General features: G+C 68.6%; 6 protein-coding genes. 4 read left to right on the top strand and 2 right to left on the bottom strand.

The genetic code is table 11. From position 1 onward, the window contains the following. Positions 1–128: 128 nt before the first annotated feature. A complete protein-coding gene (locus ACFVDO_RS17655; protein ID WP_378858992.1) occupies positions 129–6,212 on the bottom strand; it encodes an Ig-like domain-containing protein in 6,084 nt (2,027 codons plus the stop codon). Between the two features lie 122 nt (positions 6,213–6,334). Continuing rightward, complete coding sequence (locus ACFVDO_RS17650) at positions 6,335–6,910, bottom strand: DNA-3-methyladenine glycosylase I (protein ID WP_378858991.1); 576 nt, start codon at positions 6,908–6,910, stop codon at positions 6,335–6,337. A gap of 225 nt (positions 6,911–7,135) precedes the next feature. Here ACFVDO_RS17650 and ACFVDO_RS17645 point away from each other — a divergent pair, with 225 nt between their 5' ends. From ACFVDO_RS17645 to ACFVDO_RS17630, 4 genes are read left to right on the top strand one after another with little or no spacing between them, the layout of a single operon-like run. Next, complete coding sequence (locus ACFVDO_RS17645; RefSeq protein ID WP_378858990.1) at positions 7,136–7,996, top strand: ABC transporter permease; 861 nt, start codon at positions 7,136–7,138, stop codon at positions 7,994–7,996. Then, positions 7,978–8,766: an ABC transporter ATP-binding protein gene (locus ACFVDO_RS17640; protein WP_378858989.1), complete on the top strand. Its 789-nt coding sequence runs from the start codon at positions 7,978–7,980 to the stop codon at positions 8,764–8,766. The genes ACFVDO_RS17645 and ACFVDO_RS17640 overlap by 19 nt, the downstream gene beginning before the upstream one ends. Before the next feature lie 30 nt (positions 8,767–8,796). Further along, a complete protein-coding gene (locus ACFVDO_RS17635; protein WP_378858988.1) occupies positions 8,797–9,804 on the top strand; it encodes a PhnD/SsuA/transferrin family substrate-binding protein in 1,008 nt (335 codons plus the stop codon). After that, positions 9,801–12,128: an arylsulfatase gene (locus tag ACFVDO_RS17630; protein WP_378858987.1), complete on the top strand. Its 2,328-nt coding sequence runs from the start codon at positions 9,801–9,803 to the stop codon at positions 12,126–12,128. Before ACFVDO_RS17635 ends, ACFVDO_RS17630 begins: the two co-directional genes overlap by 4 nt. The last annotated feature ends 127 nt before the right edge of the window (positions 12,129–12,255 follow it).

Genomic DNA, 12,255 nt, shown 5'->3' with positions numbered 1-12,255 from the left:
GAATGCTGCGCGCGGGGGACGGTCGACTCCGGCCAGGGTCCGCACCCGCTTATCCTAACCGGGCGCGCTGGGTGCTTCGGATGGGGAGAACTCCCCATCCGAAGCACCGGCGGCTGAGAGCGCCGCTGCTACGGCCTCGGCCAGAAGGTCTTCTCGGTGTCCACCGAGCCGCCCCAGCCGATGATGTCGATCCAGACGTAGACGTCATCGCGGCCCTGGTGGCACTCGATCTCCTTGCTGCCGTTGCCGTCGAAGTTGATGTCGTACGTATAGCCGCTGATCCCACTCGGGTATGCGCTCGAGTAGCACTTCACCGTCTTGGTGCCGATGCTCAGGTTCTCCCAGTGGACGTTGAAGTCGCGGCATCCGTTGAGGCACGACCCGTCCGGTGAGCCTTCCGTCACCCAGACCCGCGCCGCCGGCGTCTCGGTGTTGCCCGCCTTCGAGGCGATCGGCGACCAACCGGCCGCATTCTTCACCTGCACACGGATGGAGTGCGACTGGCCGTAGCCGTTGCCCGCCGGCACGCTGCTGGAGACCGACGCCGACTTCCAGGCCCCGCCGTCGATGCTGTACTGCGCTCCCGTCAGCTTGGAACCGTTGTCACCGTTGCCGCTCCAGCTGAACGTGACCGTCTTGCCGGTGGTCTTCGCAGACACGTTCGGCGCCGGCGGCTTGCCGAACGGCGTACGGCTCGCGGAGGCGTTCGACGGATCCGAGATGTACTGCTTGCCGCTCACGGTCGCCACGGCTCGGATGCGCACAGTCTTCGCGACGCCGTTCGGTGTCTTGATCGTGGTGCCGTCCCAGTTGGTAACCCAGCCACCGCCGCTCAGGCTGTACTGGTACTTCATCTCGGAGGTGCTGGCCCCATTCATGTCGCCCGCCGCCAGCGTGTAAGACGACTCGCTCACGACGAGCTTCCCATCGCCGGCCGTCACCGACGGCGTGCCGGGTTTGCCCGGCTTGATCGCGGCGCGGCGGGCCGTCGACGGATCGCTCCAGGGCCCCCATCCGGAGCGGTTCGTGGCACGCACCTCGAACGTGTACGCGGTGGTCGAGGTGTCGACCACGATGGCCTGTGTGCTCTTGCCCGCGCCGACGTCGAGGGTCTGCACGGTTGCGCCCCCGCGGAGCACGAGCACCTGATAGCCGTCGATGGCGTCGCCGTTGGGATTCGGTGCCGTCCACTTGACCTCGATCTGCGCCCTGTCTCCGACCGCCGCCAGCTCGGTCGTCGTCGGCCTCGCGGGCTTAGCCGGCGGGCCGGACGGGACCTCGGGCAGCGAGTCCAGACTCCAGGTCGAGGCATCCGGCGCGAGGTTGTGCGCCTGGATCCGAGCCGTGTACGACGAGCCGTTCTCCAGGCCCGTCCAGATGTAACTGTTGCCCTTGAGGTTCGTCTTCTGCCCCGCCCCGACACCACCGGACAGCTCCACCGTGTAGTACTGCACCGGCGAGCCGGGGGTGGAGGGTGTCTTCCACTTGATCGTCAGCTGCTTGTCGCCGTAGGTGAGCGTCGGCGCCGCCGGGGTGTCAGGACGCGCATCCGGACGGGCCTCCCCGGAGGACGGCGAGGGATCGGACTCGCCGACCCTGTTGGTCGCCGTCACCGCGAAGACGTACTTGACGTTGTTGGTCAGGCCGTCGAGGGTGCACGTCGTCGATGTGCACTGCTTCTGGTACGAGCCGCCCTGCACCGAGCGCACCGTGTAGCCGGTGATCTGCGCGCCGTTGTTCGCGGGCGGCGACCAGGACAGCACCACCTTGCGGTCCTGCACACTCGAGACCTTCGGCGTGCCAGGGGCATCCGGCTTGCCCTGCACCGTCAGCACGATCAGCCCGTCGACCTCACGATCCGGGTCCTCGGTGATGTCGCCGATCCGGTAACGGAACGTCAGCGTACCCACGAACTTCGCCGAGGGCGTGATCTTCACCGTCTTGCCCGACACGACAGCCTCGCCGTCGCCACTCTGGCGATCGACGCTGATCAGCCGCAGGTCGCCTTCCCCCTGGAACGGGTTCACATCGTTCTCCAGCGGCGAGACGGTGATCGTCTTGCCCTGGTCCGCCTCCGGGAAGGTGTCCGTGTTGGCCGTGGGGAGATCACGCGTGGACGCGGCGACGGTCACGTCGACCGTGCCCTCGATCGGTTCGGTGTGCCCGTCCGTGATCTTCAGGGTCAGGGTCGCGGCCGTCCCCTTCTTCGCGTTCGAGGACGCCTCGACGAGCAGCTGGTCGCCCTGCACGCGTGCGGAGATGCCGTCGGAGGCGCCGCCCACATAGGTGAAAGTGTGCTTCCCGGCATCCTTCGGATCCGGGTCGTCGGTCAGCTCAGCGAGGTTCAACGACACCGCCTTCTCACCAGGCGCCACACTCACCTGGCCACGGGTGAACGTCGGCTGCTGGTTGTCCGGCGGAAGCACCGTGATCGGGATCGACAGCGTCGCCTTACGGCCCTTCGGGTCATCCGGTCCCGTGCCGTCGGTCACCTCGAACGTCAGCGCATCCGAGCCGAAGTACCCCTGCTTCGAGGTGTACACCAGTGTCCGCGCATCCTTGACCAGCGAACTGCCATCGGAATTGGGCGCGCTCACCTTCTCGGCCTCGGTGATCACGACGTCGCCACCGCCGGCGACAGACACGTAGTCCTCGAGCGGAACGTCGACCGTCTCTCCGCTGAACACCTCCAGCGTCTTACCCGGCTTCACGACCGGGCGCAGATCAGACAGAGCAGGCACGTAGATGAACGCGGATGCCTGCTGGTCGTCCTGGTCGGTGAGCGTGTAGCGGATCAGCTGGCGCTCATCGCCGATCTTCACCCGGACCTTCCGGTCGGGAAGGACCTTCGCGCTGTCCTCGACCGCCAGCTTCAGCGACTCCGTGGTTCCGTCCGGATCCTCGTCGTTCGCCAGCACGTCGACGTCGACCGACGTGCCGTCCTTGACGTCCTCGGACTTGACGCGGTCGTCGCGGGCGATCGGGTACTGCAGCGGCACGTCCTTGTCGACGGTGATCTGCAGCACTGCTGTGGCTTCTGCCCCGCGCTCATCCTTGATCGTGTACCTCAGCGAAGTCTCGATCTCGTCGTTCGGCGCCTGCACGAGCACACGGTCACCGGACACCCGCGCCTCGAGGCCCTGGACACCGTCGGGCAGTGTGAGCCCCTTCTTCACGAGCGCGATCTTGTCGCCCTCGGGATCGGAGTCGTTCGCCAGCACGGGCACCGCGACCTCGCGGCCGGGGCGCACCACCACCGCATCCTTCACCGCGTAGGGCGCCTGGTTCGTCTCCTCGCCGGGGGCGATGCCGACGTGCACGATCGCGATCCCCTCCTTGCCGAGATTGTCGCGCACCTTGTAGGTGAACGTGTCCGTTCCGGTCGAGTCGCCGAACGCTTCGTAGACGAGATAGTCCTGCTCGACGGTGACGAGCCCCTTCGTCGGGTTCGAATCCAGGCCGAGCAGCTCGACCGAGTCGCCGTCCTGGTCGATCCCATCCAACGGAATCGCGATGTTCGTCGTCGTCCCGCTCACCGTGCGCGCGGTCACGTCGCGCGGTCGAGGAGCGTCGTTCCGTTTGGGGTCCACGGCGAGGATCTGGATCGTGATGTAACCGGCATCCACCTGCCCGTTCGCGTCGACCACGTTGTAGGTGGCATAGACCGTCTTCGCCTCAGAGCCGGCGCGGAAGCGCACCTTGTCCTGCGAGACGAACGCCTCGCCGTCCTTCGGATCGATGAACGGCTCCACCAGCGTCGGCTCGACGTGCATCGCCAGACCGTTCGGATGCGTGTCATTGTCGAGCACGGGGATGGTCACCACATCGCCTGCACGCACGATCGCCGTGTCGTCGTTCGCGACCGGCGGCAAGATCTTGTCGGGCGCCGGGATGGGAATCACCACGACGTCACCCTCGGCGGATTTGGAGCCGTTCGAGATGCGGTACTTGATGCGCACCTGCTTGTCCAGGCCGCCCTGGTCGCCGATCCGCAGCGTCTCATGGTTCAGCACCGAGACGGACACACCGCTGCCGGGCTCCACTGTCACCGACTGCACCACGAGCATGCCGCCACCCGGATCGGTGTCGTTGTTCAGTACGCCGACGAGAGTCTCGCCGCCGGTCGGCAGCAGCGCCACGTCGCGTACCGCGATCGGTGCGAGGTCGTCGTCGGTCTGCTCCCGCACATCGATGCGCACCAGGCCCGGCGCCGACGGAACACCCGCCGTGACCAGGTACTGCACGTAGTACGTGCCCGCCGCGTCGGCCTTGAAGGTGAACGTCCTGTTGGGGTAGTCGGGGTCGATCGTGGCGCCCTCGACCTGGTCGACGTTCGCGAGCCGCAGCAGCTCCTTGCTGGAGCTGGTGTCGTTAGCCAGCGGCGACACCGTCACCTGGGTGCCGACCGTGGTGACCACGTGGTCGGCGTTGGTCTTCGGCAGGGTCGAGCCGGCGGGGCGCACGTCGAGCTGAACGACCCCGTTCGCCATCTCGCCCGAGGCATCCGCCACAGTCACCTGCACCTCGTGCCGGCCAGGAGGGCTCGAGACCGCACGGTAGGTGATCTGTCCGTCGGTGGTGAAGTCGACCTCGTCGCCGCCCGCCGCCGTGACGCTCCTGAGGTAGACATCGTCGCCGTCCGGGTCGATCCAGTCCGGCAGCACGTTGTACGACACGGTGCCACCGGCTTCGACGGCGATGGCGCTCTTGCGCTTCGCCTTCGGAGCGGCGTTCACGCTCCAGTCGTGCACCGACACGGTCACCTTCGCGGTGTCCTTGCCCTTGCGACCGTCATCGACCTCGTACTCGAACCTCGCTGCACCGGTCGCGTCGTCGGGCACCGAGATCTGCAGGGCACTGCCGTTGTTGATCGGCTGCACCTCGCCCACGGACGGCTGCTTGCTCGACAGCGCTGCGACCAGCACGTCGCCATCGGCGTCGGTGTCGTTGTCCAGCACCGGCAGGAACGTCGTGCCGCCGGGGCGCACGCCGAACTCGTCGTCCTCGGCGACCGGCTTCGTGTTCTGCTCGCTGCGCTCGGGGAGGGAGGTCACCACGGTCTCCTCGGTGGTGTTCTCCTCCTCCTGCTCGTTCTCGCCCTCGGGCGGGATGATGTCGTTCCAGTTGTCCACCTGCTGCAGGCTGTCGGTGGCGATCCACGCCATGCCGCCCACGACGTCATTGAGCACGACGACGTTCCGGTTCACCCGGAACTTCAGGCTCGCCGATGGCTTCAGGTTCGGGATCCTCTGCGTCAGATCATCGCGCTCCCCCGCGCAGTCGCGCAGGAAGGCGCCCGAGCCCGCCCAGGCGGCGAACGTGCATCCGGCAACCTGCACGGGAGCTGCGGGAATGCCCTGCCCCTTGGCCTTCGTCTCGGCCGCCTTGCCTCCGTCGAGCGGCACGCGCACGAGTGCTGATGCCGTGGCGACCGCCACCGCGCCGGCCGGAGCGGATGCCTGCTGCAGGACTGCGGAGTCGGCGTCCGCGATCTCGGTACGGAACCCGCCAGGCGTCATCACCGCGCCCTGTGCGGGGTCGAGCACGACCGGAGTGCCTCCCACCGCGGTGATCGTCGGCTTGGCCGATGCGGTCAGCCCGTCCAGAGACGCCGAGGTCGGCTTCTCCACGTCGCCCTGCGGCGACACGGGGATGGTGTAGACCGCCGACTTCGAGGGCGACACCGCGTACACCGTGCCGTCCTGGCCGACCGTGATGTCCGCATTCTTGCCGAGTTCGACCTGCGGATCGGCGCCGGCGAACTCGAACCCGCCGAGGGCCTGCGGCGAGACGACCCAGAGCTTGCCGGATGCCGGGTCCAGGATCGCCGTGGACTGCCCGTGCATGGCCACCTTCGCGGAACCGGGGATGCTCGTCGCGTCGCCGAGAGAGACCGTCGCCGGGTCGACCGGGGTGAGCGTCGACTGCTCACGGTTGACGACCATGACGGTCGACTCGTCCTGCAGGATGTCGTAGTCCTGTCCGGCCGTGCGCAGACCGCCGTCGAGCAGAGTGGACTCGTTGTTGAAGTGCCCCACGAGCAGCTGCGATGTCTTGGTGATCCACACACCGCCGTCGTTCAGATCGACCTCGGTGGTGGGGTTGCCCTCGTAGGCCATCGCCATCGTCGCGATCGACAGCGCGCCCACCGTCACCACTGCGGCTGAGGCCAGTGTCTTGGGATGCGTTCTGGCCCAGGCGAGCGCCTTCATGTTCACTCCAGTATCGACGTAGTCCCCGGTCCAGTGCCCTGCGCGCCGAGACGCGCCCCCGCCCCCACGATAGGCACCTGCATGCTAACCCGACCATGGGGAGAACTCCCCATGCGCATCTCTCAGGAAGGAACCCGCCAGCACCCCTGCAGATGGTCGTCGACCATGCCGGCCGACTGCATCAGCGCGTACATCGTGGTCGGGCCGACGAAGCGGAATCCGCGTCTGCGCAGTTCTTTGCTGAGGGCGACGGATGCCGGAATCGTCGCGGGCACTTCGGACATGTCGACGGGCCGCGCAGGGGCGGAAGGCGGGGCGAAGGACCACATCAGCTCGTCGAGCTCTCCGTCGGCCATGGTGTCGACGAGGGCGGCGTTGCCGATCACGGCATCGATCTTCGCCCGGTTGCGCACGATCCCGGCATCCTTCATCAGCCGCTCGACGTCGTCGTCGCCGAACCGGGCGACGAGCGCCGGGTCGAAACCGGCGAACACCTCGCGGAAGCGCGGACGCTTGCGCAGGATGGTGATCCAGCTGAGGCCCGCCTGGAAGCCCTCGAGCGACATCTTCTCGAAAAGCGCGCGGTCACCGTGCAGCGGGACGCCCCACTCCTCGTCGTGGTAGCGCCGATATTCGTCGTCGTCGCCGACCCAGGCGCAGCGGGCGCGCCCGTCGGCCGCGGTGAGAAGGGATGCCATGCACACCACGGTATCGGGAGCCGCAGACACCGGCTCGGGGCGGCCGTCCACGTCGCCGGTCGTGCGCGCAGAAGGTACTCCACGACCTGCCCGTGATCCACCATGTGTACGTGGATGACGGTGTGCGTCGGGCCGGATGACGGAGCCGCCCGGAATGTGAACGCGTCCGACGTCGTGTGACAGGCGACGGATGACACGGTCATCGCGGTCTGCCTGAATACCGCCATGACAACCGCTGCTCCGCTCCCCACGGCCTCCCCGCCGGCTGATGGATCGCTCCGGCCCGGCATCGACGACCGCATCACACGCACGACCATCCCCGTCCGCCGGCCACGGATCGATGCCGCCAGGCTGCGCTGGGTCGGTCCGCTGCTGCTACTGGCGGTCTGGGCCGTCGCCAGCTGGTCCGGCCTGCTGTCCGCCAGGGTCTTCCCCGGTCCTGCCGCGGTCGGGGACGCGGCATTCCGTCTCATCTCCTCTGGTGAACTCGGCCAGCATCTGCTGGTGTCCCTGCAGCGCGCGCTGATCGGCCTGGCGCTGGGGATCGTGATCGGGGTGCTGCTCGCCGTCGCCACCGGCCTGTTCGCGCTGGGGCAGATCCTGCTCGACGCGAACCTGCAGATGATCCGCGCGATGCCGATCCTCGCGCTGCTGCCGCTGGCGATCATCTGGTTCGGCATCGGTGAGGAGGTCAAGGTGTTCCTCGTCGCCCTCGCCGTCACCTTCCCGGTGTATCTGAACACCTACGCAGGCATCCGCGGGGTCGATGCGAAGTACATCGACCTCGCCCGCACTCTCGGGCTCTCGCCGCTCGCGATCATCCGCAGGATCGTGCTGCCCGGCGCGCTGCCGAACTTCTTCACGGGTCTGCGATTCGCGGTCTCGATCGCCTGGCTGGTGCTCGTCGTCTCCGAGCAGATCAACGCCTCCAGCGGCATCGGGTTCCTGATGATGCAGGCCCGCGGCCTGAGTCAGACCGACGTGATCGTCGTCGGACTGGTGCTGTACGCCCTGCTCGGACTCACCTCCGACACCCTCGTCCGCTTCATCGAGAGGAAGTCGCTGACATGGCGATCGACACTGTGACCGCAACCGACACTGTGACCCCATCCCCCGCGGCGATCACCGTCGCGGACGCTGCACCAGTCGTGCAGGTGCGCGGCGTCGCCCGCAGCTTCGACGGGCGCGGCGTGCTGCACAGCATCGACCTGGACATCCGGCGCGGCGAGTTCGTCGCACTGCTCGGCCGGTCGGGGTCGGGCAAGTCGACACTGCTGCGCATCCTCGCCGGGCTCGACCACGACTACACCGGCGAGCTGATCGCCCCACGGCTGCCGTCGATCGCGTTCCAGGATTCCCGGCTGCTGCCCTGGGCGAAGGTGCGCGACAACGTGCTGCTCGGCCTCCCGGCGCGCGGCGAGGCCGGGCGCGCGGCGCGCGAGCGCGCCGACGGCCTGCTCGACGCCGTCGGCCTCGCCGAGCGGAAGGATGTCTGGCCCAAGACGCTCTCCGGAGGCGAGGCGCAGCGCGCGGCCCTCGCCAGAGCACTGGTGCGGTCGCCGTCGCTGCTGCTGATGGACGAGCCGTTCGGCGCACTCGATGCGCTCACCCGCATCCACATGCACCGTCTGCTGCGCACTCTGATCGCCGAGCACGCTCCCGCCGTTCTGCTCGTGACGCACGACGTGGATGAGGCGATCCTGCTCGCCGATCGCGTCATCGTGCTCACCGACGGAGCCCTCTCGCTCGACCTGTCCGTCGAGCTGCCAGCCGAGGGCCGACGCGGCGAACCCCGGTTCGCCGCGCTCCGTTCCCGCCTGCTCACCGAACTCGGCGTCGCCGACGACGATCACTGACCCGCCACACCATCGCGAAGGACGAGAACCATGACAATCCCCCGCACCACCCGCCTGCTGCCGGCCGCCGCACTCGCGCTGCTCGGCGTGACCCTCGCCGGCTGCGCCGCAGCATCCGCCGACTCCGGGTCGGACACGGACGCCGTGACCCTCAACGTCGGCCAACTCGGTCAGGCGAAGGTCGACGAGGCTCTGCTGCACGCCGCCGGCGAGGACGACGACCTCGACTACACGATCAGCACCGCGCTGTTCGACTCCGGCCCCGCAGCGCTCGAAGCGGTGCCGTCGAAGCAGATCGACATCGTGAGCATGGCCGACACCCCGATGATCTTCGGACAGCTCGGCGGCGTCGAGGCGCACATCGTCGCCTCCGCTGACTCCAGCCCCACGAAGGGGAGCCTGGTCGAGATCGTCGTGCCGGCCGACTCCGCCATCGACGACGTCGACGACCTGAAGGGCAAGAAGGTCGCGACCCTGCAGGGCACCACGCTGCAGTACTCGCTGATCAATATCCTCGACGACAGCGGGCTCGCATACGACGAGATCTCACCGGTCAACCTCTCCCCTGTCGACGCACTCACCGCGCTGCAGAACGGAGACGTCGATGCCGCGGCCCTGCTCGGTCCGCAGCGGGCGATCGCCGTGGCCGGGGGCGCGAAGACCGTCGGCACCGCCGAGGGGCTGCTCGAGGACTGGACCATCACCGTCGCCACCGACGCGGCACTCGCCGACAAGGACAAGGCCGCCGCGATCGAGGACTACCTCCTGCGACTGAACCGTGCGCACGCCTGGGCGAAGGCGCACAAGGAGGAATGGGCGAAGGTGTACGCCCAGACCACGGGGCTGCCCGCGCCGGTGGCCACCGCGATCGTGAAGCGCGAGGACTTCCGCCCGGTCCCGCTCGGCGACGACTTCGCGAAGAGCCAGCAGAAGCAGGCCGACGCCTACGCCGCGCTGGGCCTGTTCCCGAAGGCCCCGGATGTGACCGAGACCTTCGACACCCGCTACAACGACGCGATCGCCGAGGCGCAGGAGTGAGCGCGGCATCCGGCATCCCCGAGCACGCCCGCGGCTACGACCGGCATCCGGGGCCGATCGGGCGCACCGTCGCCGACTCGCGCCCGGCCTGGCCGAAGCGGAACACCGCGCCGGCCGGTGCTCCGAACATCGTCGTCGTGCTCATCGACGACCTCGGCTTCAGCGATCTCGGGCCGTACGGCTCCGAGATCGCGACCCCGGCGCTGGACCGCATCGCCGAGACCGGCGTGCGGCTGGTGAACTACCACACCACACCGGTGTGCTCCCCCGCCAGAGCCGCCCTGCTGACAGGACTCAACCCGCACCGCGCGGGGTTCGCGAGCGTCGCGAACTCCGACCCGGGGTTCCCCAACCTGCGCCTGGAGATCGACGAGGACGTGCTCACGCTGCCGGAGATCCTGCGGGATGCCGGCTGGGCGACCTACATGGTCGGAAAGTGGCATCTCACCCGCGACGCCCTGATGAACGACGCCGCCGACAAGAGCACCTGGCCGCTGCAGCGCGGGTTCGACCGCTATTACGGCTCCCTGGAAGGGCTGAACAGCTTCTTCCACCCGAACCGCATCATCCGCGACAACTCGCCGGTCGACCCCGCCACGCTCACCGGCGATCCGTACTACCTGACCGATGATTACACGGACCAGGCGATCTCGATGGTCAAGGGGCTGCGCGCGAACGACTCCGAGAAGCCTTTCTTCCTCTACTTCGCGCACACGGCGATGCACGGCCCGCTCGCGGCCAAGCCGGCCGACCTGGCACGGCACCGCGGTCGCTACGCCGCGGGGTGGGACCGCATCCGCGAGGCGAGACTGGCCAGGCAGAAGCAGGACGGGCTGTTCCCCGGCGACCTGCCCCTGCCCGACCGCACCGCCGCCCCGGGGTACGAAGTGCCCGCATGGGGCGAGCTGGACGAGCAGACCCAGGAGCTGTACGCCCGGCACATGGAGGTGTACGCCGCCATGGTGTCGAGCATCGACGACAACCTCGACCGGCTGTTCAGCGCGCTGGAGGAGACCGGCGACCTCGACAACACGATCGTCGTGGTCACCAGCGACAACGGCGGCACCGCCGAGGGCGGTGCGGAGGGCACCAGGTCGTACTTCAGCCGATTCGTGCACGTGCCGGGCCTGCCCGCGGACTGGGATCCGGATGTCCCGCGCGACCTCGACACGCTCGGCGGTCCGCAGGCGATGGCGCACTACCCGCGCGGCTGGGCGCTGGCATCCAACACCCCGTTCCGGTTCTTCAAGGGGCAGACCTATGCGGGCGGCGTGCGCGTGCCGTTCCTGCTGAGCTGGCCGAAGGGGCTGCCCCGTGCCGAGGGCGACACCGGCGTCCGCCAGCAGTTCCAGTACGTCACGGACGTGCTGCCGACCCTGCTGGACCTGGCCGGCGTGAAGCATCCGGGTGTGCGGCACAATCTGCCTGCGCAGCCGATCGACGGCATCGGCTTCGGCGAGGTGGTGCGCGCCGACGGCCCCGGCACCCGCCGTGAGCAGTACGCCGAGTTCGGCGGGAACCGCGGGTTCTACCGAGACGGCTGGAAGCTGCTCACCGACCACGACCGCGGCACACCGTTCGATGACGGAGAGTGGCGACTGTACGACGTGGGCGACGATCCGAACGAACTGCACGACGTGAGCGCGCAGCATCCCGAGCGGGTGCGAGAGCTCGCGGATGCCTGGGAGCACGCCGCCTGGCGCAACACGGTGTTCCCGCTCGGCGCCGCGTCCACGCCGTGGCGGCGGCCGGAGGAGGGCGCCTTCGCGCAGCCGGTGCGGCTGCTGCCCGGTACGCCGAAACTGGAACGGCACCGGTCATCGGCATTGGTGAACCTGCGCTCGTTCACGGTGGACGTGAGCGTCGACCACAGCGCGACGGATGCGGGCATCCTGTTCGCGCACGGCGACCAGGGCGGCGGGTACGCGGTGCGGATCGAGGCCGGACGGGTGCACCTGTCGTACAACGAGTACGGCCGGCTTTTCGAGGCGGCGACCGATGTGCTGCCGCCGGGAGCGCATCTGGTCACCGCGCGATTCACCTGGCGCCCCGAGTTCCGCTGGGACGTCGCCGTCGCGATCGACGGCGTCGAGCGCGCGCGGCTCGACGGCGTGCGGATGCTGGTCGGAATGGCGCCGTTCTCGGGCATCGACGTCGGCCGCAACAGCGGTGGTCCGGTGAGCTGGGCTGTGCACGAACGGCACGGCGACTTCCCGTACACCGGGACGCTCATCGACGTCGTCTACACGCCGGGAGAGCAGGCCGAGTACGACCCCGCGCTGCTGGCCGCGCTGCACGCGGACGCGGTGGTGTACTTCGACTGATCGCTCGCGTTGCGACGTTCCGTCTCGTCGCTGCGCTCCTCGCTCAACGGCCGGGTGCCACCCCGGTCGTTGAGCGCCCTTCGTCTCGCTCCGCTCGCTCAGGATCCGCGAAGCGAGACGAAGCGCA

Source organism: Microbacterium sp. NPDC057741 (assembly GCF_042798735.1).
Lineage (GTDB): Bacteria > Actinomycetota > Actinomycetes > Actinomycetales > Microbacteriaceae > Microbacterium.
The sequence above is the reverse complement of the archived record's forward strand: the minus strand, read 5'-3'. Positions and strand labels throughout refer to the sequence as shown.

What these genes read in the sequence shown, in the direction of transcription:
- ACFVDO_RS17655 (WP_378858992.1), bottom strand. Translation starts at nt 6,212, where the DNA reads ATGAAGGCGCTCGCCTGGGCCAGAACGCATCCCAAGACACTGGCCTCA.
- ACFVDO_RS17635 (WP_378858988.1), top strand. Translation starts at nt 8,797, where the DNA reads ATGACAATCCCCCGCACCACCCGCCTGCTGCCGGCCGCCGCACTCGCG.
- ACFVDO_RS17645 (WP_378858990.1), top strand. Translation starts at nt 7,136, where the DNA reads ATGACAACCGCTGCTCCGCTCCCCACGGCCTCCCCGCCGGCTGATGGA.
- ACFVDO_RS17650 (WP_378858991.1), bottom strand. Translation starts at nt 6,910, where the DNA reads ATGGCATCCCTTCTCACCGCGGCCGACGGGCGCGCCCGCTGCGCCTGG.
- ACFVDO_RS17640 (WP_378858989.1), top strand. Translation starts at nt 7,978, where the DNA reads ATGGCGATCGACACTGTGACCGCAACCGACACTGTGACCCCATCCCCC.